Annotated in this window: 21 protein-coding genes; 12 read left to right on the top strand and 9 right to left on the bottom strand. The window is 69.3% G+C overall.

From position 1 onward, the window contains the following. Positions 1-2: 2 nt before the first annotated feature. Positions 3-554, bottom strand: a complete 552-nt coding sequence (locus tag ILP86_RS05860) for a hypothetical protein (protein WP_061015580.1) — start codon at positions 552-554, stop codon at positions 3-5. Positions 555-635: 81 nt separating this feature from the next. Between ILP86_RS05860 and ILP86_RS05855 the strand changes: the two genes are divergently transcribed. Next, positions 636-1,220 carry a TetR/AcrR family transcriptional regulator gene (locus ILP86_RS05855; RefSeq protein WP_061015579.1) on the top strand — a complete coding sequence of 195 codons (585 nt, stop codon included), beginning with the start codon at positions 636-638 and terminating at the stop codon, positions 1,218-1,220. 113 nt (positions 1,221-1,333) lie between these two features. Then, positions 1,334-3,319 carry a primary-amine oxidase gene (locus tag ILP86_RS05850; RefSeq protein ID WP_193761582.1) on the top strand — a complete coding sequence of 662 codons (1,986 nt, stop codon included), beginning with the start codon at positions 1,334-1,336 and terminating at the stop codon, positions 3,317-3,319. A gap of 87 nt (positions 3,320-3,406) precedes the next feature. Here the strand turns inward: ILP86_RS05850 and ILP86_RS05845 are convergent, their stop codons facing one another. From ILP86_RS05845 to ILP86_RS05835, 3 genes are read right to left on the bottom strand one after another with little or no spacing between them, the layout of a single operon-like run. Continuing rightward, entirely contained in the window at positions 3,407-4,072 is a 666-nt protein-coding gene (locus tag ILP86_RS05845; protein ID WP_127012442.1) for an SDR family oxidoreductase, read from the bottom strand. A 36-nt stretch (positions 4,073-4,108) separates the two neighbouring features. Next, a complete protein-coding gene (gene murQ, locus ILP86_RS05840; RefSeq protein ID WP_193761581.1) occupies positions 4,109-5,044 on the bottom strand; it encodes an N-acetylmuramic acid 6-phosphate etherase in 936 nt (311 codons plus the stop codon). Next, the gene (locus ILP86_RS05835) at positions 5,034-5,930 is read right to left on the bottom strand and encodes an N-acetylglucosamine kinase (protein ID WP_193761580.1); all 897 of its coding nucleotides are present in this window, start codon (positions 5,928-5,930) and stop codon (positions 5,034-5,036) included. The genes murQ and ILP86_RS05835 overlap by 11 nt, the downstream gene beginning before the upstream one ends. A gap of 119 nt (positions 5,931-6,049) precedes the next feature. Here ILP86_RS05835 and ILP86_RS05830 point away from each other — a divergent pair, with 119 nt between their 5' ends. Together ILP86_RS05830 and ILP86_RS05825 are read left to right on the top strand one after the other, a co-directional pair. Further along, complete coding sequence (locus ILP86_RS05830; protein ID WP_193761579.1) at positions 6,050-6,907, top strand: MurR/RpiR family transcriptional regulator; 858 nt, start codon at positions 6,050-6,052, stop codon at positions 6,905-6,907. 60 nt (positions 6,908-6,967) lie between these two features. After that, a complete protein-coding gene (locus ILP86_RS05825; protein WP_193761578.1) occupies positions 6,968-8,428 on the top strand; it encodes an HNH endonuclease signature motif containing protein in 1,461 nt (486 codons plus the stop codon). Between the two features lie 65 nt (positions 8,429-8,493). Here ILP86_RS05825 and ILP86_RS05820 read toward each other — a convergent pair whose 3' ends face one another. From ILP86_RS05820 to ILP86_RS05800, 5 genes are all read right to left on the bottom strand, one after another. Next, positions 8,494-8,742 carry a hypothetical protein gene (locus tag ILP86_RS05820; RefSeq protein WP_193761577.1) on the bottom strand — a complete coding sequence of 83 codons (249 nt, stop codon included), beginning with the start codon at positions 8,740-8,742 and terminating at the stop codon, positions 8,494-8,496. Between the two features lie 123 nt (positions 8,743-8,865). Then, positions 8,866-9,981, bottom strand: coding sequence for a sugar-binding protein (locus ILP86_RS05815; protein ID WP_193761576.1), 1,116 nt, complete (start codon positions 9,979-9,981; stop codon positions 8,866-8,868). Positions 9,982-10,043: 62 nt separating this feature from the next. Beyond that, positions 10,044-11,414, bottom strand: coding sequence for a multiple monosaccharide ABC transporter permease (mmsB, locus tag ILP86_RS05810; protein WP_113680700.1), 1,371 nt, complete (start codon positions 11,412-11,414; stop codon positions 10,044-10,046). Next, positions 11,411-12,931: a multiple monosaccharide ABC transporter ATP-binding protein gene (gene mmsA, locus ILP86_RS05805; RefSeq protein ID WP_227751071.1), complete on the bottom strand. Its 1,521-nt coding sequence runs from the start codon at positions 12,929-12,931 to the stop codon at positions 11,411-11,413. Before mmsA ends, mmsB begins: the two co-directional genes overlap by 4 nt. A 262-nt stretch (positions 12,932-13,193) precedes the next feature. Continuing rightward, positions 13,194-14,207: a LacI family DNA-binding transcriptional regulator gene (locus ILP86_RS05800; RefSeq protein WP_046749709.1), complete on the bottom strand. Its 1,014-nt coding sequence runs from the start codon at positions 14,205-14,207 to the stop codon at positions 13,194-13,196. 180 nt (positions 14,208-14,387) lie between these two features. On the opposite strand from ILP86_RS05800, the gene ILP86_RS05795 reads away from it, so the two are divergent. The 8 genes from ILP86_RS05795 to ILP86_RS05760 all read left to right on the top strand — a co-directional run bounded on the left by ILP86_RS05795 (position 14,388) and on the right by ILP86_RS05760 (position 25,391). Beyond that, on the top strand, positions 14,388-15,875 hold the full coding sequence (locus tag ILP86_RS05795) for an amidohydrolase family protein (RefSeq protein ID WP_193761575.1): 1,488 nt from the start codon (positions 14,388-14,390) through the stop codon (positions 15,873-15,875). Continuing rightward, positions 15,872-17,218 (top strand): serine hydrolase, encoded by a 1,347-nt coding sequence (locus ILP86_RS05790; protein ID WP_193761574.1) that lies wholly within the window; start codon positions 15,872-15,874, stop codon positions 17,216-17,218. The genes ILP86_RS05795 and ILP86_RS05790 overlap by 4 nt, the downstream gene beginning before the upstream one ends. Positions 17,219-17,360: 142 nt before the next feature. Next, positions 17,361-18,749, top strand: coding sequence for a serine hydrolase (locus ILP86_RS05785; RefSeq protein ID WP_113680697.1), 1,389 nt, complete (start codon positions 17,361-17,363; stop codon positions 18,747-18,749). Further along, on the top strand, positions 18,746-19,672 hold the full coding sequence (locus tag ILP86_RS05780; RefSeq protein ID WP_193761573.1) for a serine hydrolase: 927 nt from the start codon (positions 18,746-18,748) through the stop codon (positions 19,670-19,672). Before ILP86_RS05785 ends, ILP86_RS05780 begins: the two co-directional genes overlap by 4 nt. A 64-nt stretch (positions 19,673-19,736) precedes the next feature. Further along, entirely contained in the window at positions 19,737-21,329 is a 1,593-nt protein-coding gene (locus ILP86_RS05775; RefSeq protein WP_113680695.1) for an ABC transporter substrate-binding protein, read from the top strand. Positions 21,330-21,349: 20 nt separating this feature from the next. Next, the gene (locus ILP86_RS05770) at positions 21,350-22,348 is read left to right on the top strand and encodes an ABC transporter permease (RefSeq protein ID WP_058632408.1); all 999 of its coding nucleotides are present in this window, start codon (positions 21,350-21,352) and stop codon (positions 22,346-22,348) included. Beyond that, on the top strand, positions 22,345-24,351 hold the full coding sequence (locus ILP86_RS05765) for a dipeptide/oligopeptide/nickel ABC transporter permease/ATP-binding protein (protein ID WP_193761572.1): 2,007 nt from the start codon (positions 22,345-22,347) through the stop codon (positions 24,349-24,351). Before ILP86_RS05770 ends, ILP86_RS05765 begins: the two co-directional genes overlap by 4 nt. Continuing rightward, positions 24,348-25,391 carry an ABC transporter ATP-binding protein gene (locus ILP86_RS05760; RefSeq protein WP_193761571.1) on the top strand — a complete coding sequence of 348 codons (1,044 nt, stop codon included), beginning with the start codon at positions 24,348-24,350 and terminating at the stop codon, positions 25,389-25,391. Before ILP86_RS05765 ends, ILP86_RS05760 begins: the two co-directional genes overlap by 4 nt. Positions 25,392-25,399: the final 8 nt, after the last annotated feature.

Here is a 25,399-nt window from a genome sequence, read left to right as displayed (position 1 = left end):
GCTCAGAATCCGAGGCACATGACAGCGACGCCGGCAGCCATCGCCCACGACTCGACGGTGAGCAGACGCGCCGTGCGACCTCGATGCACGGGAGCGACGAACCACTCCGCGACGACCGTCCACAGCACGACCCCGACGACTCCGACCAGCACGAGCACCGACAGCACTCCCGACAGCCCGTGCCCGCCGTGACCGGACGACACGGATGCCGAGGCGCCTCCTCCGACCGGATCTGCCGCCACCACTCCGTCGAACGCGCACATCGCCATCACCAGGGAGACCAGCGCTCGATGACAGCAGCTCGCCGCGGCCGCCGTGCCGCGCACCCCCATCGTGCCCACCATGGCCGAGACCAGCAGCACCGCACCCAGGACGAGCCCGACCAGCGGGTTGCGGCCGTCGGTCGCCGCGAGCGCGAGCATGGCTGCAGCCATGATGAGCGATGCCTGCCGCCCCTGCCAGGGCACGGCGCGCCAGAGCGCCGCTGTAGCGGCGGCCGAGACGATCGCCGCCGCGGCCATCAGCCACGGTGCCGCGGGGAGGAGGTGAACCACAGCCGCAGTATATTGATCAATCGCTCAATAACGCTAGACCGCAATGCCGCAGGTCTCGACGCCATGCGCCAGGATGGAGTCATGCCCCGCATCGTCGACCACGATGAGCGCCGCAGGCAGATCGCCGAGGCGCTGCTCGCCGTCGCCGCTCGCGACGGACACGAGAGCGTGTCATCGCGGGCGGTCGCGAAGGAGCTGGGCGTCGCGACGGGTGCACTCTGGCACTACTTCGACGGCTTCGACGAGGTCGTCCGCGCAGCCGCGGCCGAGGTGACCCGGCGCACCGAGGAGCGCATCGCCGCGGCCACGGCAGGACTTCGCGGCCTCCCCCGCCTCCACGCACTCATGCGCGAGGTGCTCCCGATCGATGAGCGCACCCGCACCGAGGCGCACGTCGTGGTCGGATTCTGGGGGCGCCTCGCAGCACTCGCCCCCGCGCCGGACGCGGCGGTACCCACCCTCGCCACCTGGCAGGAGAGCACCCGGCTCGCGCTGCGCGAGGCGGTCGAGGACGGCGAGCTGCGCACCGACACCCCGACCGAGACGATCGTGACGCTGCTGCGCTCCATCACCTACGGGCAGCAGATCGTCGAGGTCACGGAGCCGCAGTCCGCCGCCGCGCACCTCGCCGTGCTCGACGCCGCGCTCGCCCCCTGGCGCGCCTGAGACCCACCTCCGCACGCCTCGTCGGGAAGACGCCCCGTTGCGAAGGACGGGCTGTCGGCCCTATCATCGTGCCAACCCGTTTATTGAGCAGTCGCTCGAAAATAGTGAGGTCGATGATGTCCCACCATGCTCCGCAGCCCGTGTCGATCGGGAAGATCGCCGCTCCGCACCCGCACGATCCCCTCACCGGAACCGAGATCGCCGCCGCCCGTGAGGTGCTCGACGCCGCTGGTCTGATGACGGCGACCACCCGCGTGCCGATGCTGCTCCCCGACGAGCCCACCAAGGACGAGCTCGCGACGTGGACCGCCGGTTCCCCCGTCGACCGCCGCGTCGACGTGACACTGCTCGACATCGCCACCGGGATCGCCACGGAGGTCGTGGTCTCGATCACCCGTCGTGAGGTGCTGCGCACGCACCGGGTGCCGAACGACGCCCCGCCATACGGACAGCCGCAGTATCTGTTCGAGGAGTACGAGCGCGCGGAGAGCATCGCGAAGGCCTCGCCGGAATGGCAGGCCGCGATGAAGCGTCGGGGGCTCGAGGAGCACATGGCTCTCGCCTTCTGCGGCCCCCTCGCCCCCGGATACACCGGGCGTGCCGACGAGGTGGGCCGCCGGGTGATCCGCTCGCTGACGTTCCTCAAGCACGACGAGCACGACTCCCCGTGGGCGCACCCGGTCGAAGGCCTCATCGTGCACATCGACCTCACCTCGAACAGCGTGATCCGCGTCGAGGACCATGGCGACGTGCCCGTGCCGGCCGGACACGGCAACTACTACCCCGAAGTGCAGGGCGAGGCGCGCACCACTCTGAAGCCCATCGAGATCACCCAGCCGGAGGGGCCCAGCTTCTCCGTCACCGGGTCGCTCGTGGAGTGGGAGGGCTGGTCGATGCGCGTCGACTTCAACGCCCGCGAGGGACTCGTGCTGCACGACGTCACGTTCCAGGGACGATCCGTGCTGAGCAGGGCGAGCGTTCCGGAGATGGTGGTCCCCTACGGCGACACCGCTCCCGGACGCTTCTGGATCAGCTACTTCGACGCCGGCGAATACCTGCTCGGCAAGAACGCCAACCACCTCGAGCTCGGCTGCGACTGCCTCGGTGTGATCCGGTACGTCGACGGCTACGTCGCCGACGACCACGGCCACCCGGTACGGATCCCGAACGTGATCTGCATGCACGAGGAGGACTACGGCATCCTCTGGAAGCACACCGACCTCGCCGGTCGCTCCGACGTGCGCCGCTCCCGTCGGTTCGTGGTGTCGTACTTCTCCACGATCGGCAACTACGACTACGGCTTCTACTGGAACTTCGGCCTCGACGGCTCGATCGAGGTCGTCGCCAAAGCCACGGGCATCGTGTTCGCCGGTGCGGGTGAACCCGGCGTGCGGCAGAGGCATGCGACCGAACTCGCGCCCGGCGTGTTCGCCCCGGTCCACCAGCACCTGTTCTGTGCGCGCCTCGACGTCGCGATCGACGGCGAGGACAACCGGCTCGTCGAGGTGGATGCCCAGCGCATCCCGATGGGCGAGGACAACCCCTTCGGCAACGCCTTCACATGGTCGGAGACACCGCTGCGCACGGAGTCGGAGGCGCAGCGCGACGCGGACTCCTCTGTGGCGCGGGTCTGGGAGGTGCAGAGCGCCTCGCGGACGAACCACGTCGGCCGACCCACGGCGTACCACCTGATCCCGGAGCCGACCGCGCTGCTGATGGCCGACCCGGAGTCCTCCGTCGCCGCGCGCGCCGCCTTCGCGACGAAGCACCTGTGGGCGACGCGCTTCGAGCCGGGGCAGATCTGGCCGGCCGGTCGCTACCCGAACGCCCACCAGGGCGGCTCCGGACTGCCGGAGTACGCCGCCGCGGACCGTGACATCGACGGACACGACATCGTGCTCTGGCACACCTTCGGCCTGACGCACTTCCCCCGCCCCGAGGACTGGCCAATCATGCCCGTCGACTACGCCGGCTTCTGGTTCAAGCCCGCAGGGTTCCTCGATCAGAACCCGGCCATGGACGTGCCGGAGTCCTCGCAGGCGCACGGAGGTGCGGCATCGGCCTGCTGCGGCGGAGGGTCTTGCACCTGCGAGCACTGATCCTGCGCCTGCGGAGCCGAGCCTGCAGGGCACCGGCACAGGCACAGGCACAGGCACCGGGCCCGCAGGTCGCAGGCCCGGCGTCGGTCAGTACTGCGCCGAGAAGGCCCCGTCGGACTTCAGCAGCTGCCCCGAGATCCAGCGACCCTCGTCGGACACGAGGAACTCCACCACGGCCGCCACATCCGCAGGCCGGCCGAGGCGTCCGAGCGGGGTCATGCCGGCCAGGCCCGTGCGCGTCTCGTCGTCCATCCAGCCGGTGTCGACGGGTCCGGGGTTCAGCACGTTCGCGGAGATCCCCCGGGGGCCGAGCTCGCGCGCCGCGGAGATGACGAGGCGGTCGAGCGCCCCCTTCGACGCGCCGTAGGGGAGGTTGCCGGTCACGTGGTCGCTGGTCAACGCCAGGACCACTCCCCCGTCGTCGCCGACCTGACGGGCGAAGGCCGCGATCAGCAGCAGGGTCGCTCGCGCGTTCACGGCGACGTGCAGGTCGAAGCTCTCCGCTGTGGTGTCGAGCACTCCTGACTCCACATCGTGCGCGTGACTCAGGATGAGGGCGGTGATCGGTCCATGAGCCGCCGTCACCTCCGCGATCAGCGCTTCGGGCCCCTCGACCGTGGAGAGGTCGGCGGGGTGGTCGGCATCGCGCAGGTCGCTGGTGACGACGGTCCAGCCGGCGGCGCGCAGTCGGGGGACGATTCCGGCGGCGATGCTGTCGGCGCGCGCAGCGCCGGTGATCAGAGCGAGGGGCATCCGCATACCGTATCGGACGCGCGGGAAGCGCGCCGATCAGGCGAGCGCGGTGATGGCGTCGCGAAGGATCCCGTCGGCCTCGTCGAGCGCGGACGCCGCGGCATCCGCCGTCGCATCGGCGGCGAGCATCAGCAGCGCGAGCTTGACCGAGCCGTCCGCCGCCTGCAGCGCCGTGGCCGCCCCCTCGGTGTCGACGCCGGACAGCTGCGACACCGTGCGGATCGAACGGGCGTGCAGCTTCTCGTTCGTGGCCAGCAGATCGACCATCACGCCGCGATACGTCTTGCCGAGGTTGATCATCGACAGCGTCGTGAGCATGTTCACGACGAGCTTCTGCGCCGTCCCGGACTTCAGCCGCGTGGACCCGGAGATGAACTCGGGTCCGGTGACGACCTCGATCGCGACCTCGGCCGCGGCCCCGATCTCGGAGTCGGCGTTCGACGCTATCGCCACCGTGAACGCGCCGATGCCGCGCGCATACGTCAGGCCGCCGACGACGTAAGGAGTACGGCCGGAGGCCGAGATGCCCACCACCGTGTCGCGCTCGGTGAGTCCGAGCTCGCGCAGCGACGCCTCGGCGGCCGCGTCATCGTCCTCGGCGTTCTCGACGGCGGAGCGGATGGCCGTCTCACCACCCGCGATCAGACCGACCACCATCGAGGGATCCGTGCCGAACGTCGGCGGGCACTCGCTCGCGTCGAGCACGCCGATGCGGCCCGCGGTGCCCGCTCCGATGTAGATGAGGCGCCCGTCGCGACGGAACCGCTCGGTGATGCCGTCGACGGCAGTCGCGATCTCCTCCGCGCGCTCGGCGACGGCTTCCGGCACCCGGCGGTCCTCCGCGTTCATCCGTCGCACGAGCTCGGCCGTGCCGAGCAGGTCGAGGTCGCCCCGCTCCGTCGTCGAGGCCTCGGTGTCGAGGCGCTCCAGCACGGAGAGGAGGGCGGTCAGGCGGGAGTCGTCATTCGGCACGGTGGACGAACCTTTCATGGGGGAGGTCGGTGCGGCGCGCGAGAAGCAGCGCTCCGTCGAGGGCGTCGCCGCGCGCGGGCACGACCCGACGCTCGGCTGCCTGCAGGGACGACGTGAGCTGCTGGCGGAACCAGACGTGGTCGGTCAGACCGCCGTGGATGACGGTGTCGGCGGTGAGCGCGGAAGCGGCGGTGGCCGTCGCCGTGAGCAGACGGACGCCCTCGTCGACGATCGCGGAGGCAGCCGCATCGCCGTTCTGCGCGGCATCGAGCACGAGGGGCGCGAGCGTCGCGAGGCGCCGCGGAAGGGGCTCGCCGCCCGCGAGCCACGCCTGGATGTCGGCGACGTCGCCGACCGGATCGGCGATCGCCGCGGTGAGGACCGTGCTCGGCCCCAGCGAGTCGTTCGCGCGCAGTACGGCGCGCAGCGCTTCCCGTCCGAGCCACGAGCCGCTGCCGAGGTCGCCGAGCTCAGGGCCCCAGCCGTCGACGAGGCGCGCGCCGTCGGAGTCGATGCCCGACGCGGCCGCCCCGGTCCCGGCGATGAGGAGCACGCCGGCGCCGCCGTCGAGGGCTCCCGCATGAGCGGTGACCACGTCGGACGCGACAGCGGTCTGCGCTCCGGTCGCCGCGGCGAGCGATGAGGCCAGATCCCGCGCAGCATCGGGTGCGAGCCATGCGCCGGCCGCACCCACCCCGACCAGCTCCAGACCCTCGTCGCCCGACAGGAGCCGCAGGATGGCCTCGAGCGCGCTCTTCACCCCGCCCGCTGCGGCGAGTCCGGGCGCGCCGACGCCGTCACGCACGATCCGGCGGTCGGGGCCGGTGACGAGGACGCGGCACCGCGACTTGCCGAGGTCGACGGATGCCGTGACGCGTGCGTCCATGGGCCCTCCTCCGGATCGGCGAAAAAGTCTGTGAAAAGAGCCTACATCGGAAGTAGACTCGGCAAAAAGAATTTACACCTCGCACCTCACACCTCGCACTCACCACGACGGAGGACGGCATGAGCATCCAGTCGACGATCGAGGCGGCAGCATCCACGCTGACCCCTTCCCTCGCCCGCATCGCCCTCGTCGTGCGTGAGAACCCCTCCGTCGTGATCGACAGCACCATCAACGAACTCGCCGCGGAGTGCGACACCTCCGTCGCGTCGGTCGTGCGCTTCTGCCGGGCGATCGGCTTCAGCGGGTACGCCCCGCTGCGCATGGCCCTGGCCTCCGAACTCGGCAAGGAGGCCGCCCAGTTCTCGGCACGGGGCGCCTACGGGTCGGAGATCTCGGAGTCGGACACCCTGCAGGAAGCGGTGTCGAAGGTCGCATCACTCGAACTGCTGGCCATCGAGGAGACCGTCGCGCGGCTCGACTTCGAGGTGCTCGAGGCTGCCGTCGACGCGATCGACCGCGGGGAGCGCGTCCTCCTCTACGGCCTCGGTGCCAGCCGCTTCGTGGCCGAGGACCTCAGCCACAAGCTGCTCCGTGTCGGACGCAACGCCCACATGCCCGCCGACCCCCACGAGGCCGTCGCCGTGTCGGCGCTGCCCACCGCGGGCACGGTCGCCATCGGCTTCTCGCACTCGGGTTCGACCCTCGAGACCGTGCGGTTCCTGGAGACCGCGCGTGCGAGCGGCGCGACCACGGTCGCGGTCACCTCCGCCAAGCACTCTCCGCTCGCCCGCGCGGCCGACCATGCGCTGTTCACCGAGGTGCGCGAGTCGAGCTTCCGCGCGGGGGCGATGGTGAGTCGCATCGCCCAGCTCACCCTCGTGGACTGCGTGTTCCTCGGCGTCGCCAAGCGCCGCTACGCCGAGACGGTCGACGCGCTGCAGCGCACCGGCCAGGCGACCCGAGAGCTTCGCGGCTGAGCGATCTCACCCGAGTGCCGCCGCCGTCGGAATGTCGGTGGCCCATGATGGACTGAGTCCATGAACGCACTGCTCGACGCGACGGACACCCAGATGGCGATGCTCGCCGATCTGGTCGCGTCGCTCGAAGCGGCGGAGGCCACGCTGAGCAGCATGCACGCCGCTCGCGACGGCATGCTGGCGATGGCAGGGCGCCTCGCCGTCGACATCGCCCGCGCCGCGGAGCACCCCGACCGGGGAGACATTGCAATCCGCGCCGTGGCCGCCGAGATCGGGGCCGCACAGCGCGTGAGCGACCGCACGGTGGAACGGCGGATGGCCGACGCCTCCTGGCTGGTCGAACGCTTCCCGGCCGTGTGGCGGGCCCAGGGCGAGGGGCGCATCAGCGCGGCGCATTCGCGCGTCATCGTCGATGCGGGCGCGCACCTCGAGCACGCGGCGGATCGACAGGCGTTCGCTGACGAGGCGGTGGAACTGGCCGCGGGCGAATCCCCCAACCGGCTGCGCAGGCTGGCCCGCCGGCTCGCGGAGCGGTTCCAGGAGCGCACGCTCACCGAGAGGCACCTCGATGCGCGGGAGAGGCGTCGGGTCTGGGTGCGCGACCTCGAAGACGGCATGGCCGAGCTCGGCGTCCAGGCTCCCGCCGTGCTCGTGCACGGTATGTTCGATCGGCTCTCGCAGATGGCTCATGCGGTGAAGCAGCAGAGCGCCGTTGTTGATCAAGGCACCGCTGATGAAGGCACCGCTGATGAAGGCACCGCTGATGAAGGCACCGCTGATGTAAGCACCGCTGATGTAAGCACCACCGAGGAGCACGACCGCGAGGCGCGTACGGTCGATCAGCTGCGCACTGACCTGCTGACCGACCTCGTGCTGACCGGAACGCCCACCGGACACGACACCGCCGACGGCCTGCTCGGAGAGATCGAGGCCCGCGTCGAGGTCACGGTTCCGGTGATGACGCTGATGGGCCGCGACGATGCCACACGACAGGGGCTCCCGTTCGTGCCCGGTTCCGTGCCGCCGCGAGCAGGTTCCGTGCCGCCGGCCGAGCTCGACGGTGTGGTTCCGATCGACACGGCGACTGCTCGAGCACTCGCCGGTCTCGCCTCCGGGTGGGATCGGGTGCTCACGCATCCGATCTCCGGCGAGATGCTCGCGGTGGATCGCTACCGACCGAACGCGCGGCTGCGACGGCACCTTCGAGCCCGAGATCAACGCTGCCGATTCCCCGGGTGCGGGATCGTCGCCCGAAAGTGCGACCTCGACCACAATCATGCGGCCTCGAGCGGCGGTGCCACCTGCGAATCGAACCTCTCCGCGTTCTGCCGACGACATCACATGCTCAAACACCATTCCCCCTGGCATGTCGAGCAGCACCACGGTGGCGTCTTGGCATGGACGAGCCCGACCGGGCGCGAGTACATCGACCGCCCACCGCCCCAGAACACGGTGGTGTTCACCGACGAGTCACCGCCAGACGGGCCGGCACCGGGCGAGCCAGTTCGCCCGCGCTTCTGAGACACCTCGCAGGAGCACGCCTCAGGAGCACGCCTCAGGAGCACGCTTCAGAAGCACGCCTCTGATCAGCGTGCCGACCTGAACGGACTGCCGCGTACCCAATCGGCCCGTGACAAGTGGAACCGCAGGTACCGCGAATCGGCGCCGAGAAAGCGGGGGTCGGGGTGTTCGATGATCTCGCGCCACCACGAGGCGACTCGATCGACCGTCGTGTCCTGGCTCCACCCCGCGTGTGCGCGGAACACCGGATCCTCGGCCCACGACGCGAACGTCTCCGCATCGGCGGGGATCATCGGACGCAGAGCGAGCTTCACACCTTCACCGTAATCATCGGAGCCACCCGACGCGAGCACCCTCGCAACGCGAACGAGCCGCCCGGACCCGAGGGTCCGGACGGCTCGTGTTCCGCGACGACGAGCGTCGCGGAGCGATGTGTCTTACTGGTACGACTTCACGATCTCGAGGAGGCTCGGGACGTTGGCGTAGGCCTCTGCCGCGTTCTCCTTGGTGACGATGATCGGGTCGAGCAGGTAGGCCGGAACGACCTTCACGCCGTTGTCGTACTGCTCGGTGTCGTTGACGTCGACCTCTTCGCCCTTCTGGAGCTGGCCGACCATCTTGATCGACTGCTCGACGAGGAGCGTGGTGTCCTTGTTGATCGTGGAGTACTGGACGCCCTCCATGATCGACTTCACCGACTCGACCTCGGAGTCCTGACCCGTGACCACCGGGACCGGCTTGCCCGCACCCTGCACCGAGGTGATGATGGCGCGAGCGAGGGTGTCGTTCGGGGACAGGACGCCGTCGAGCGTCTCGGAGCTGTACGTCGACGTCAGGATCGAGTCCATGCGGCGCTGAGCGTTCTCCGCCTTCCAGCCCTCGGTCGCCGTCTGGGCGATCTCGGTCTGACCCGAGACGACCTTGAGCGTGCCGTCATCGATCTTCGGCTGCAGCACGTCCATCGCACCGTTGAAGAACACGGCCGAGTTCGCGTCATCGGGCGAGCCCGAGAACAGCTCGATGTTGTACGGAGCCTCGTGACCCGCGCGCTCGGCGAGACCGTCGAGCAGAGCCTGACCCTGCAGCTGACCGACCTTGAAGTTGTCGAACGCCACGTAGTAGTCGACGGCTTCGGTGTTCTCGATCAGACGGTCGTACGCGATGACCGTGACGCCGGCGTCACGGGCGGCCTCGACCTGGGTGGCGAGCTGCTTGCCGTCCTTCGCGCCGATGATGATGACCTTGGCGCCACCGGTGACCATCGCCTGGATCTGGTTCTGCTGCTCGGCGACCGTGTTGCTGGCCGGTGCGTACTGCACGTCCGGCTTGAATCCGGCCTTCTTCAGGCCGTCGGTGAACAGCTGACCGGCGAGAACCCAGTTCTCCGAGGTCTTGTCCGGAAGGGCGACACCGATCGTGGCGTCGGCGGCGAAGCCCTTGGCGGTCTCCTCCCCCGCTCCCGATCCGGTGCCACCGCGCTCCGAGGAGCAGCCGGTGAGGGCGAAGGCGCCCGCGACGACAAGCGCTGTCGCCGACAGAAGAATCTTCTTCATGTGATCTCTTTCTCTGGTGTGTGAAGGTCCAGGTGCGCGTGCGGTACGCGCCTGGGCCCCTACTATCCGCGCGTCTCTTCGACGGCGGGGGCTTCGTACTTCTGGCTGGTGGGGTAGTTCGTCTTGGTCGGATCGAACGTGTCGGTCGCCGGGTCCTGCTTGCGGCCGAAGCGACGCGTGAGGAATCCGATGATCGACGGGCGTCCCTGCTGCTTGTTCCAGACGTCGACACCGACGGCGAACAGCAGCACGAGGCCCTTGATCATCGACACCACGTCGGCACCGGCGCCCAGGAGGGCGAGACCGTTGTTGAGGAAGGCCATCACGAGACCACCGATGATCGACCCGATCACGGTTCCGATCCCGCCGGAGACGGCCGCGCCACCGATGAAGACCGAGGCGATCGCATCCAGTTCCCAGCCGTTGCCGTCCTGGGGACCGGAGGCGGTCGCCCTGGCGACGTAGATCATGCCGGCCAGCGACGCGAGCACCGACATGTTCATCATCACGAAGAAGTCGACCCAGCGGTCCTTCACACCCGACAGGCGCGCAGCCTGCCGGTTGCCGCCGACCGCGTAGATGTGGCGACCGAAGACGGTGTTGTTCGTGATGAACGAGTAGAGGATGACCAGGGCGAGCAGGATGATGCCGGAGATCGGGAAGCTGGTGCCCACGCGCCCGGTGGCGAACAGCCAGCCCGCGATCAAAATCACGGCGGAGATCAGCACGACCTTGGTGACGCTCACCCACGCCGGCGCCATTTCGGCACCCATCTTGCGCTGGATGCGACGCGTGCGGAACTCCCAGAACACGATCCAGGCCACCCCGAGAAGGGCGAGGAGCATCGTGAGCACGTTGAAGTCCACCGGGATGAACGGCAACTCGGGCAGGTACCCGGCACCGATCACCTTGAAGCCCTGCGGCACCGGCACCGACTGCGAGTCGCCGACCCACTGGTTCGCGCCTCGGAAGAACAACATGCCCGCCAGCGTCACGATGAACGCCGGCACCCCGACGTAGGCCACCCAGAATCCCTGCCAGGCCCCGACCAGCACGCCGACACCGAGACCGAGGAGGATGCCCAGCGGCCAGGGGAGGTTCCAGTCCTGCATGGCCTTGGCCACGACGATGCCGGTGAACGCGGCGACGGATCCGACCGAGAGGTCGATGTGACCCATGATGATGACCATCACCATGCCGATGGCCAGGATCAGGATGTACGAGTACTGGTTGACGACGTTGATCAGGTTGCCGGAGGACAGCGTCAGTCCGGTGCCCTTGAAGATCCACGTCAGCACCTGGAAGACGACCAGGATCACGACGAGGCTGCCGAGGATGCCGAACTGACGGAGGGTCGACTGCCCTCCCCCGAACATCTTCGTGATGTCCTTGAAGTGGAAGCCGCGCTTCGTTGCGGTGGTGTCGGTGGTCATGCGGATGCTTTCTGGTTCGTGGAGGTCATGCTGCGCATGAGGTCCTCGGGTGTCGCCTGATCGGCCGGGATGCAGTCGGTGACCCGACCCTCGAAGACGGTGTAGATGCGGTCGGAGATGCCGAGGAGTTCGGGAAGCTCGCTGGAGATGACGATGACACCCTTGCCCTGGGCGGCGAGCTCGTTGATGATCGCGTAGATCTCGTACTTCGCGCCCACGTCGATGCCGCGGGTCGGCTCGTCGAGGATCAGCAGGTCGGGATCGGTGAACATCCACTTGGCCAGCACGACCTTCTGCTGGTTTCCACCGGAGAGCTTGCCGACGCCCTCTTCGACCGACGGCGTTTTGATGCGCAGCGCCTTGCGGTAGCGCTCAGCCACCGAGAACTCCTCACGGGAGTCGACGACGCCGTTGTGCGCGATCTTGGAGAGCTTCGCCGCGACGATGGACCGCTTGATCGTGTCGAGCAGGTTGAGTCCGAGCACCTTGCGGTCTTCGCTGACGTACGCGAGCCCGTGCTTGATCGCCGAGGCGACGTCGTGCAGGGCGACCTCCTGGCCGTCCTTGATCAGGGTTCCGGAGAGGAAGGTGCCGTACGAGCGCCCGAAGATGCTCATGGCGAACTCGGTGCGACCCGCTCCCATGAGACCGGCGATGCCGACGACCTCGCCGCGGCGCACGTTGATGTTCGAGCCCTTGACGACCATGCGCTCGGGCACGGTCGGGTGCTGCACCCACCAGTCCTTGACCTCGAAGAACACCTCGCCGATCTCGGGGGTGCGATCCGGGTAGCGGCTCTCCAGGGAACGACCGACCATGCCGCGGATGATGCGGTCCTCGTTGATCTCTCCGCGTGAGATGTCGAGCGTCTCGACCGTGCGGCCGTCGCGGATGATCGTGATCTCGTCGGCGATCTGCTCGATCTCGTTGAGCTTGTGGCTGATCATGATCGACGCGATGCCCTTGGCCTTCAGCCCGAGGATCAGGTCGAGCAGATGCTGCGAGTCGTTCTCGTTGAGCGCGGCGGTCGGCTCGTCGAGGATCAGGAGCTTGACGTCCTTGTTGAGCGCCTTCGCGATCTCGATGAGCTGCTGCTTGCCGACGCCGAGGGTCTTGATCTGCACGTCGGGGTCTTCGCTCAGCCCGACGCGGGCGAGGAGCTCGATGGCCCGCTCCTTCTGAGCCGTCCAGTCGATGCGGCCACCGCGCTGGATCTCATTGCCGAGGAAGATGTTCTCGGTGACCGAGAGCTCGGGGATGAGGGCGAGCTCCTGGTGGATGATCGCGATGCCCGCCTGCTCGCTGGCCGCGATGTCCCTGAACCGCTGCTCCTCGCCGTAGAGCAGGATCTCGCCGTCGTAGGTCCCGTAGGGGTACACCCCGGACAGGACCTTCATCAGGGTCGACTTCCCGGCGCCGTTCTCACCACAGATCGCGTGGATCTCGCCGGCTCGGACGGTGATGGAGACGTCGGCCAACGCCTTGACCCCAGGGAACTCCTTGGTGATGCTGCGCATCTCCAAGATGGGGCCTGACACGGTAGGCAACGTTGCTGTGGTGCTCACGGATCTTCCTCGCGACGTGCGGTCACCTTCGATGTGACCGTTCACATCGCTATATCGTCGTCTTCGTCGGGACTGCTGTCAAGTCGGCATCGGCATTTCGAATCCGGACCGTGACACTGCCGAGATGCGCGCGATCGCGAGCCCCCAGGCGACAGCTCGGATCGAAAGGATTCGATGGGTTCGCGAGCCTCCGCGCAGCGCCGCAGGGAACGAGTCAGCGGGCGACGGCGGATTCGCGGGCGCGCAGGATCGTCTGCAGCGGACCGAAGGCCGGCACCTGCTCGCCGCGGATCTCCGCGAGCAGGATCCGCACCGCCCGACGACCGAGCTCGGGGAAGTCCTGGTGCACGGTGCTCAACGTCGGAGCGACGTGTGCCGCGACGGGGATGTCGTCGAAGCCGATGACACTCACGTCGTGCGGCACCCGCACGCCCGAATCCCGGAACCCGTGCATCAGACCGATGGCCATCAGGTCGTTCGCGGCGAACACCGCCGTGAAGTCGCGTCGAAGCGAGAGCTCCTTGCCCGCGAAGTACCCGAAGTCCGCCGTCCAGTCGCCACGGATGGGCGGGAACGTGGGCAGATCGGCCTCACGCAATCCGTCGAGATAGCCCCGCATGCGCGACTCCGCCTCGATCCAGTCCTGGGGACCGGCCAGGTGCAGGATGTCGCTGTGTCCGAGGGAGATGAGGTGCTCCGTTGCCGCCTTCGCACCGGCCACCTGGTCCGCCGACAGACTCACGCCGTCGGATCCGGACGCCGTCTGCAGCGTCACGAACGGCATGTCGACGGACATGCCGCGCAGGACATGGAAGACCCGCACCTGGGGGGCGAGCACCACGATCCCATCGGCCTGCTCACGCGACAGCTGCCGCACCGCATGGCCGATCGCCTCCGGCGTCGTGTCGGCGAGGTTCAGCGTCGAGACCGAATAGCCCTCCTCCCGCGCCGCATCCTCGATGCCGGCGATGGACGAGGTGGGTCCGAACTCGCCGATCGTCGCGGACAGGATCCCCAGCATGTTCGACTTGCTGGTGACCAGGGCGCGCGCGGCGAGATTGGGCCGGTAGTCGAGGACCGAGATGGCGTCGAGCACCTTGGCCTTCGTCTCCGGCCGGATGCTCGGATGATCGTTGAGCACGCGGGACACGGTCTGATGCGAGACACCGGCGAGGCGGGCGACGTCGCGGATACTCGGCAGGCGGGCGCGCTCGGAGGCGGTGGACATCACTTGCCTCCTTGCGTGTGCACGGTCACATCCCCAGTACATTATGTCTGTCGACGCCTTCCCGTGCACCTCCCCGTGGACCGGGGCGCGCAGAACGGGTTGTACGGCGGCACCGGAACCATCACCCGGTTTCGTCGCACCGCACCGGATCGCCCCCGTCCCGCATGGCAGGGTGACAGCGTGGACACTCTGCTGCGCGGCGGGCGCGTCATCGACCCGAAGACGGAGACCGACCGGATCACCGACCTCCTCCTCGCCGACGGGCGCGTGGCCGCTCTCGGCGACGGACTCACGGTTCCGGCCGATGCCGAGGTGGTTGACGCCACCGGTCTCATCGTCGGGCCGGGGTTCGTCGACCTGCACAGCCACGTGCACTCCATCCCGGGACAGCGGCTGCAGGCGATGGACGGCGTCACCACGGCACTCGACCTCGAAGCCGGACTCATGCCCATCGCCGAAGCCCTCGCCCGTGCCGCCGCGGACGGCCGACCGCTGAACTACGGATTCTCGGCCTCCTGGTCGCAGGCGCGGGCGTACGCGCACCTCGACCGGGTGCCCGTCGCCGACTTCACCGCGTCGATGGACCTGCTCGGCAAACCGGAGTGGCAGCGCTCGTCCTCCCCCGCGGAGCGCCGCCGCTGGCTGGGGTTGTTGGAGGACGAGCTGGGGGCCGGTGCCCTCGGCATCGGCGTGCTCATGGGGTACGCGCCGCGCTCCGATCCGGACGAGTACCTCGACCTCTCTCGCCTCGCCGCCGCCGCGCACGCTCCGACCTTCACGCATGTGCGAGAGCTGATCGAAGCCGACCCCCGCACTCCGATCGACGGCTCTGAGGAGCTCGTCCGCGCCGCCGCCGAGACGGGTGCCGCGATGCACCACTGCCACGTGAACAGCACCTCGCTGCGGCACGTGGACCGCGTGCTAGGGCTGATCGACCGCAGCCGCGCCGCCGGGTCCCGCGTCACGGTCGAGGCCTACCCCTACGGCGCGGGCAGCACCGCGATCGGCGCGTTCTTCCTCGCCCCCGAGAAGCTCCCGGGCCTGGGCATCACCCCGAGCTCGCTGGTGCTCGTGGACACCGGCGAGCGCATCGCCGACGAAGCCCGGCTGCGGGAGGTGCGGGCGACCGACCCCGGAGCGACCTGCATCGTGACGTTCCTCGACGAGGCCGATCCGTTCGACCGCGCGCACCTGCACCGCGCACTCGCCTACCCCGACGCGATCGTGGCGAGCGACGCGATGCCGGTCTCCTGGACGGGGATCGACGGCCGCACGCTGTACGAGCAGCGCGACTGGCCGCTCCCTCCCGGTGGGCACACGCATCCGCGCACCGCCGGCACGTTCGCCAAGTCGCTCCGGCTCATGGTGCTCGAGAGCGGCACGTGGAGCTGGCTCGACGCCTTCCGCCGCTGCTCCTTCCTGCCCGCCCGCGTGCTGGACGAGGTCTCGTCCGGGATGCGGAGCAAGGGGCACCTGACGGTCGGAGCGGACGCGGACGTGGTGGTGATCGACCCGACGACGCTGAGCGACAGGGCGACCTACGCCGATCCGACCCGACCGTCGCAGGGCGTACGGGAGCTGTTCGTGCACGGCACTCGCGTCGTGCACGAAGGAGAGCTCGTGACCGCTGCGCTTCCGGGGCGCGCCGTGCGGGGGGATGCATCATGAGCACAGCACAGGGGACGAGCGCAGACCTGCAGGGGTTCCTCGATGAGACGGCCGCTGCCCTGAACGTGCCTGGCGCGGTCGTCGGGGTGATCGACGGGGACAGGGAGATCGTCTCGACGACCGGTGTCGCGGCGGTCGACACGGGCGCAGCCGTGACGGAGCGCACCCTGTTCCAGATCGGCTCCACCTCGAAGACCTTCACCGGGACGGTCGCGATGCATCTGGTCGAGACCGGGGCCATCGACCTCGACACCCGCGTGGTCGAGGTGCTCCCCGGCCTCCGGCTCGCCGACGAGGAGGCGCTGGCTGAACTGCGCATCCGGCATCTCCTCACGCACTCCGGCGGCTTCCTCGGCGATGCGGATGAGCGCCCCGGGTGGGATGACGACGCCCTCGCCCGCAACGTCGCGACCTTCGCCGAGCTCCCGCAGCTCTTCCCTCCCGGCACCATCGCTTCGTACAGCAACGCGGGAATCCGGTTGCTCGGCCGTGTGATCGAGCGGGTCACCGGCGAGACGTTCGAACGTGCCGTGCAGCGCGTCGTGTTCGATCCTCTGGGCATGTCGGAAACGTTCTTCTTCCCCTGGGATGTGATCGCCCGCCCGCACGCGGTGGGTCACGTCCCCGATGGGTCAGGAGCGACGACGACGTTCCCGCACTGGCCGCTGACCCGTGACATCGCACCGGAGGGCGGGATCGTGTCGTCCGTACGCGATCAGCTCGCATACGCCCGCTTCCAGATGCGCGGCGAGACCTCGGGAACGACGCCGGTCAGCGACGCCACGCGACTCCTGATGCAGCAGCCCCACCTCGCGGCCGGCCCGCCCGTCGATGCGATCGGTCTGCCGTGGCTGCTCGGCCATCACGGTTCGGCGCGGGTCGTGATGCACGGAGGGAACATCGCCGACACGCAGCTCAGCGAGTTCGTCCTCGCCCCCGACGAAGACCTCGCGGTCACGGTCCTGACCAACAGCGGTGGCGGGAAAGCGCTGGGGACGGCCGTCGTCGACTGGTGCTTCCGCAACCTTCGCGGCATCGAGAAGGCGCCGGAGAAGGTCGAGCTCGGCCCCGCGGACAGGCTCGACGACGTGGTGGGCATCTACGACGCCGGGCAGTGGCACTACGACGTGACCCGCGCGGGTGATGCTCTCGAGTTCGCGATGGTGCTGCGTGCGGACATCGCCGCGCTCGGCATCCCTCCGCGGCCGCCCCTGCGACTGCGTGTGCGTGCCGACGGCGCCCTGATCACGGATGCCGCCCAGCCCGTCGGTCGTCTCCTCGACGAGACGGAAGGCGGCCCCGAACTGCTCCATGTGGGCCTGCGCGCCGTGCGGCGGCGCTGACTCGGGGAACGTTCGTCCGGCCGCACCAAGGTCTGCGCAAGTCTCGTCGCCGGGAACCAACGAGGCGTCGGATCGCCCGAATAGTCTCGGCCCCATCGCCGTCGCCCGAAGACGACGGCCTACTCGACGAAGAGGAGCGCACGTGTCCGACCTGAACGAAATCGGCAGCTGGGTGCGGGAGAACCTTCCCACGATGCTGGCCGACGCGCATATCCCTGCCGCATCCGTCGCGATCCTGGCCGGTGGCGAGATCTTCACCACCGCAGCCGGGATCCTCAATCGCAACACCGGCGTCGAAGCCGACGAGGACTCGGTCTTCCAGATCGGGTCCATCACGAAGACCTGGACGGCCACGCTGATCATGCAGCTCGTCGACGAGGGTCTGCTCGACCTCGACGCCCCGGTGCGCGAGGTGGTGCCGGAGTTCACGATCGGCGACGACACGGCGGCGAGCGCGATCACCCCTCGTCAGCTGCTGAGCCACGTGAGCGGGTTCGAGGGCGACCTGTTCAACGACACCGGGGTGGGCGACGACGCGGTGGAGAAGTACCTCGCGACGATCGCCGACGCCCCGCAGCTCTTCGCTCCCGGCGAGCGGTTCTCGTACAACAACGCCGCGTTCGTGGTGCTCGGCCGCATCGTCGAAGTGCTGCGCGGCACGTCCTACGATCAGGCGCTGCGTACCCACCTCGCCGCTCCCCTGGGGCTCACTCACGTCGCCACCACGGCCGCGGAGGCGATCATGTTCCGCGCGGCGCTCGGGCACATCCCCGCGGAGGGCAGCGACGAGCCCGTGCCGGCGCCGGTGTGGAGCCTGGTGCGCTCGAACGCCCCCGCGGGATCGATGCTCGCCATGACGGCGCGAGACCTGGTGACCTACGCCCGCATGCATCTGGACGGCGGCGTCGCCGCCGACGGCACCAGGGTGCTCTCGGAGCAGAGCGTGCTGGCCATGCAGGAACGGCAGGTCGACCTGCCCGAACTCGGCCTGATGGGCGACGCCTGGGGTCTGGGCTGGGAGATCTTCGACTGGGACGGCGGACCCGTGATCGGCCACGACGGCGGCACGATCGGCCAGAACGCATTCCTGCGCATGGTGCCGGGCGCGGGAGTCGCGGTGGCGGTGCTCACGAACGGCGGACGCACGGTCGATGCGTACCATGCCATCACGTCGAAGGTGCTTGCCGCCCTCGCCGGGGTCACGGTCCCGGAGCTGCCGTCGATCCCCGACTCCCCGGTCGCGATCGACCTCGAGCGGATCCTCGGCACGTACTCGTCGTCGGTCTCCGACTCCACCGTGCGGGTCGACGACGATGGCCGCATCTGGCTGGAACGCACCATGAAGGGGATCTTCGCCGAACTGGGGCCGGCGCCGGAGCCCGTCGAGCTGATCGGCTGGGCCGGCGACACCCTGCTCCCCCGCGAAGCGCAGAACGGGATGCGCATGCCGCACGCCTTCGTCGGCGACGACGGCAGCGGACGTGCTCTGTACCTGCACACCGGACGAGCCGACCGCCGGGTGGACGCATGAGCAGCATCGCGGCCGCCGTACCGGAAACGGACACGACGGGCGTCGAACGACGGATCGCCGAGATCTTCGCAGAGGCAGGAGCCACGGGCTTCCTCCATGCCAGGGAGATCGGTGTCGAGGGCGGTCCTGAAGTGACCGTTGGCGCCGATGAGCCGGTGGTGCTCGCCTCGGTCTTCAAGATCCTGGTGCTGACCGCTTTCGTCCGCGCGGTCGCCGCGGGAGAGCTCGACCCCGCGGCGCGCACGACCGTGACGGCGCGCTACCGCATCGGAGGGGTGGGCACGGCCGGCTTCGCGGACGACGTGGAGATGAGCTGGCGCGATCTGGCCCTGAACATGATGACCATGAGCGACAACGCGGCGACCGACGTCATCTACCACCGCCTGGGCGCAGAGGCCATCGATCGCGTCATCTCCGACCTCGCGCTGCGGCAGACCCAGCTCGTGGGGTGCTGCGAAGACCTGTTCGCCTCGGTGGTCGCCGACCTCGGCGGCGCGGCCGACAGCGACCTGGACGACCTGTTGACCGGAGCGAACGCGGAGCAGATCCTCGCCCTCGACGCCGTGCAGCCGCTGCGGACGTCGCACTCCACGCCGCGCGAGGTGACCGCCGTGCTGAACGCGCTGTGGACCGACGCCGCCGCCGCACCGGAGGCCTGTCGTCAGGCGCGCGACATCATGGCACTGCAGATCTGGCCGCACCGACTCACCTCCGGGTTCCCTGCCGAGGTGCGCATCGCCGCGAAGACCGGCACACTCCCGACCTGGCGCAACGAAGCCGGTGTGGTCACCTACCCCGACGGCCGTCAGTACGCGGTGGCCGTGTTCACTCGAGCAGCATCGCTCAACGACCGACAGCCGCTCGTGGACGCCTCGATCGGACGCGCCGCCTTCGCCGCCGTCGAAGCCCTGCGCGCGCGCTGATCCCCGACCCGTATCCCCCTGCACCACCCACCTGCACCATCCCGAACACTGCTGGAGGCTTCTGATGCGTTCTCGTACCCCGCTGGTCGCGCTGCTCGGCGCTGCGGCGCTCGCCCTGACGTCCTGCGCCGGAGGCGCCCCGCCCAGCGGGGATGCCACGGACGGCGTGCTCGCCGACGGCAAGACCTTCACCTCGGTGATCTCCACCGATCCCGGCAGCCTCGACCCCTTCGTCACCGTGATGTCCGTCGCGCGCTCGATCGACCGCTTCCTGTACGCGCGGCTCGTCGAGGTGCTGGAGGACGGCAGCATCGCCTCCGGCCTCGCCGACTCCTGGGAGGCGGACACCACGACCGCGACCTTCACGCTCCGTGACGGTCTCACGTGCGAGGACGGCACCCCGCTCACGGCCACCGACGTGGCCGCGAACATCACCCACATCGGAGACCCGGCCAACGGCTCGCCCCTGGTCGGGCTGCAGGTGCAGCCGGGCACCAGTGCCGTGGGCGACGACACCGCCGGCACGGTGACCGTCACCAGCGGACGACCGGACTCGTTCCTGATCGAGAACATCGGCAGCATCTCGATCGTCTGCGGATCGGTGATCGACGACCCGGATGCGCTCTCCAAGGGCGAAGGGGCCACCGGCATGTTCACCATGGCCGAAGTCGTCCCCAACAGCCAGTACACGCTGACCCGTCGCGACGACTTCGCCTGGGGCCCCGACGACTGGGACCCGAAGCAGAAGGGGCTCCCCGACTCCGTGGTCTTCCGCGTCATCCCGAACGAGACGACCGCCACGAACCTGCTGCTCTCCGGCGAGGTCAACGCCGCCCTCGTGATCGGTCCGGACAACAAGCGCCTCAAGGACGCCGGGCTGTTCCACACCGAGATCCCGACCCCGGCAGGACAGTTCATCTTCAACCAGGCGGAGGGACGCCCCACCGCTGACCAGGCCGTGCGCGAGGCGCTGCTCGAGGCACTCGACCTCGACCAGATGCGCCAGGTTCTCGGCAGCGGATCCGCCAGCGTGCCCACCGGGCTCGTGACCGTGTCGCCGAACCCCTGCCGTGCGGACGTGCTGAAGGGCTTCATGCCCGAATTCGACGCGAAGGCCGCAGCCGCAGCGCTCGACGGGGCGGGGTGGAAGGCCGGCAGCGACGGCGTGCGCACCAAGGACGGCGAGACGCTGACCCTGCGCATGATCTACTCCTCGCAGCTCGGCGACGCCGGCAACGCCGCAGCGGAGCTCGCCCAGGCCGCCTGGAAGGAGCTGGGCGTCGACATCACGGTCGCCGCCGTGGACTCGCCCACGCTGAGCGAGACCCTGTTCTCCACGGGCGACTGGGACATCTCGGCCGCGCCGCTCACCGTCTCGCTGCCGAGCATGCTCGTGCCGTTCTACTCGGGCCCGACGCCGCCGAACGGCACCAACTTCGCCTCGATCGACAATCCGGAGTACACGGAGGCCGTCACCGCGGCATCCGCGAAGGCCGGCAGCGAAGGGTGCGACGACTGGGGCACCGCCGAGCAGGCCCTGTACGCGACGACCAGTGTCATGCCGTACGCGAACATCGACCGGTCGACCTTCGCGACCAAGGCGACGTTCACCGAGGGCGACGGCATCGACCCCACGTCGATCCGCATGTACGAGTAATCGGAGACCGGAGACAGCCGATGGCCAGCACCACCGCCACGCAGGCGATACTGATCAGATCCGCCCGGTCGGACAACCCCTGGTTGTCCTTCCTGGTCCGGCGCGGAGGGCAGTTCCTGCTCTCGGTGTGGGTGCTGGTCACGGCTGCCTTCCTCATGATCCACCTCGTGCCGGGCGACCCGGTGCGCGCGGCGCTAGGGCTGAACGCCCCGGCCGAGCTCGTCGAGGCCCGGCGCGCGGCTCTCGGCCTCGACCAGCCGCTCATCGTGCAGTACTTCCGCTACATCGGGGGGCTGTTCACCGGCGACATGGGCTCCTCGATGATCACCAGCCAGCCCGTCTCCGAGATCATCGCCACCCGGCTCCCCGCGACTCTCCAGCTCGCCCTGCTCGCGGTCGTGCTCGTGCTGCTGGTCTCGGTCCCGCTCGGGGTGACCATGGCCGTCGCCACCCGCGGCGGTCGCCGACGCGGGCTGGAGCTGGCGTTCGCGACCGGTTCGGTCATCCTCGCCGCGATTCCCGAGTTCCTCCTCGCTGTCGGCCTCGTGTACGTGTTTGCGGTGTCGCTCGGGTGGTTCCCCGTCGCCGGGAACACCGCTCCGTTCGCGCTCGTGCTGCCGGTCGTGGCGCTCGCGGTCGGCCCGATCGCGGTGTTCTCACGCATCATCAGGGTCGAGGTGCTCTCCGTGCTCGGCCAGGACTTCATCCGCACCGCGCGGGCCAAGCGCCTCGCCCCGCGCCGCATCTACTCCCGCCATGCGCTGCCGAACGCCATGACCGCGACCCTCACCCTCACCGGACTGCTCCTGACGGGCATGGTCGCCGGCACCGTGCTGGTCGAGAACGTCTTCGCCTGGCCGGGGCTCGGCACCATGATCGTGCAGTCGATCCTCACCAAGGACTACTCGGTCGTGCAGGGCATCGTGCTCGTCTACGGCGTGGGGGTGCTGGTCGTGAACCTCGTGATCGACGTGATCCTCGCGCTCCTCGATCCTCGCTCCACCATCAGGGAGGCATGATGTCCGCACGCACGGCATGGTCCGGCATCGTCCGCTCGCCCCTCGGCATCACCGCCCTCGGTCTGATCCTGCTCGTCACGCTCGGCGCGATCTTCGCCCCGATGATCTGGGGCGCCCAGGCCGAGCAGGTGGACCCGACCGCGATCACGCAGGGACCGAGCGCGGAGCATCTGCTGGGAACCGACGCCCTCGGCCGCGACGTGCTCGCCCGCGTACTGGTCGCGACCCGACTCTCTGTGGTGCTCGCCGTGGTCGCGGTGGTCATCGGCGTGGTCGCCGGAACGCTGCTCGGCACGGCACCGTCGGTGCTCCCCCGATGGGTCGGACGCCCGATCGTCGGCTTCGTCAACATCGCCGTGGCCTTCCCCGGCCTCCTCCTCGCCCTGTTCTTCGCCGTCATCTTCGGCGTCGGCTCCACCGGTGCCGTGCTCGCGATCGGCTTCGCGATGGCGCCGCAGTTCGCCCGTCTCACCCAGACCCTGTCGGCGGCGATCGCCGGTCGCGACTTCATCTCCGCCGCCCGGGTCGCCGGAGTCTCGCGCCTGCGGGTCCTCATCCGCCACATCCTGCCCAACATCGGCGAGCCGCTCATCGTGAACGCGACCGTCGCGGCCGGTTCGGCACTGCTGGCCTTCGCCGGACTCTCGTTCCTCGGTCTGGGCGTGCAGGTGCCGGAGTACGACTGGGGCCGCCTGCTCGGCGAGGGCCTCAACCGCATCTACCTCAACCCCGCGGCGGCGCTCGGACCCGCAGTGGCCGTGGTGATCGCCGGCCTCGCCTTCAACCTCCTCGGAGAGACGGCGGCTGCAGCCCTGGGCGGACGGTCGGCTCGGCGCCGCCATCGCCTTCCCACCGTCGCGCTCTCCGGAGCGACCGGACTCGATGCCAGCAAGCCCGCGCAGGTCGACGGTGAAGAAGTGGTGCTCCTCGTCGACGACCTGCGCGTCTCCTTCCCCACGCCTGCCGGGTGGGTCACCCCGGTGCGCGGCGTCTCGTTCACCGTGTCGCGCGGCGAGGCGATCGGCGTGGTCGGCGAATCCGGATCCGGCAAGAGCCTGACCGCCCTCGCCGCAGCCCGGCTCATCGAGCGTCCCGGCCATGTCGCCGCCGCGCAGCTGGACTTCTGCGGCACTCCGCTGCTGACCAGCTCGGATCGGGCAGTGCGAAGCCTGCTGGGCACGTCGCTCGCGATGGTCTTCCAGGACCCGATGACGTCGTTCAACCCGACCAGGCGCATCGGATCGCAGCTCGCCGAGGCAGCCTCCGAGCACCAGGACATCACGCGGAAGCAGGCCATGGACCGGGCGATCGAGCGCCTGCAGTCGGTGCGGGTGCCCGCGGCCGCCCGCCGCGCCCACCAGTACCCGCACGAGTTCTCCGGCGGCATGAGGCAGCGCGCGATGATCGCGATGGGTCTCATGAACCACCCGCGGCTGATCATCGCCGACGAGCCGACGACGGCGCTCGACGTGACGGTGCAGCGACAGGTGCTCCAGCTGCTCGCGGGAGTGCGGCGCGACACCGATGCCGCGATCCTGCTGATCAGCCACGACATCGCCGTGGTCGCGCAGACCTGCGACAGGGTGCTCGTCATGTACGCGGGCCGCATCGTCGAAGACCTGCCCGCGGCGACCCTGCACACCGACGCCAGGCACCCTTACACCCGGGCACTGCTCGAGGTCGTACCCGAGCTCGACGCCGACCGCAGCGAGCCGCTCAAGATGATCCCCGGCCGCCCGCCGGCGCCAGGGGCCTTCCCCGTCGGATGCGCGTTCGCCGCCCGGTGCCCCCTCGCCACCGATCTCTGCCGCGAGAACGACCCCGAACTGGCGGCCGACGCAGCGGGACACCGGGTCGCGTGCTGGCACCCGGTCGACGGCGAGGCTCCGGTGCCGGTGGCCATCGCCACGGTTGCTGACGAGACGGTTGCTGACGAGACGGTTGCTGACGAGACGAGCACTGAAGACACGAGCACTGAAGAGGAAGAGACGGTCCTGCGATGAGCGAACTGCGATTCGATCGGGTCAGCGTGCGCTACGGAACGCACCGCGCCGGTCTCACGGCCGTCGACGACGTCTCCCTCGTCGTGCCGTCCGGCTCCGTGGTCGGGCTGGTCGGCGAATCGGGGTCGGGCAAATCGACGCTGGCTCGCGCGGCGATCGGCCTCGCGCCGATCAGCGAGGGAGCGATCACTCTCGACGGTGCGGATGTGCGGAGCTTCCGTCGTCGGCGCCCCATCCAGATGGTGTTCCAGGATCCGTTCTCCTCGCTCGACCCCCGGATGACGATCGGCGAGTCCATCGCCGAGGCGCTCCCCCGAGACATCCGCGGCACCGCTGCTCGACGCGCGGAGGTCGCCAGACTGCTCGACCTGGTGAGCCTGGACGCCGACCGCGCCCCGTCTCTTCCGGCAGCGCTCTCCGGCGGTCAGCGACAGCGCATCGCCCTCGCCAGAGCGCTCGCCGCGAGGCCGGAGGTCGTGATCGCCGACGAGATCACTTCGGCGCTCGATGTGTCGGTGCAGGGCTCGGTGCTGAACCTCGTGCGGGAGCTGCGCGGTGAACTCGACCTCACGATGCTGTTCATCTCGCACAACCTCTCGGTCGTGCGCTATCTGAGCGACCACATCGCAGTGATGTATCTGGGGCGGATCGTGGAGTTCGGACCCACCGAGCAGGTGCTCGCCGACCCGCAGCACCCGTACACGAGGGACCTGTTGCAGGCGGCGCCCACCAGGAACGGCGACCTGCTGGCGGTCGACCCGCTCGCCCCGGTCGACGTGGAGCCCGCCGACCCGCATTCGCCTCCCCGCGGATGTCGGTTCCACCCGCGGTGCCCGATCGGTCCCGCGGCACGACCCGATCGTCAGATCTGCGTGATCGCGGATCCTCCTCTGCCCTCCGGTTCAGCCGGAGCCGCATGCCATTTCGCCGGCACGCACGCGGACCTCGCGCTCGGAACTGTGCCCACCTCCCAAAGCATCCCCCTGGTTTCGGCCGCGACCACAACACTGTCCCCGCTCTCAGCGGACACAGTGAACTGACCATCGAT

The organism is Microbacterium sp. R1 (assembly GCF_015159725.1).
Taxonomy (GTDB): Bacteria; Actinomycetota; Actinomycetes; order Actinomycetales; family Microbacteriaceae; genus Microbacterium; species Microbacterium oxydans.
The sequence above is the reverse complement of the archived record's forward strand: the minus strand, read 5'-3'. Positions and strand labels throughout refer to the sequence as shown.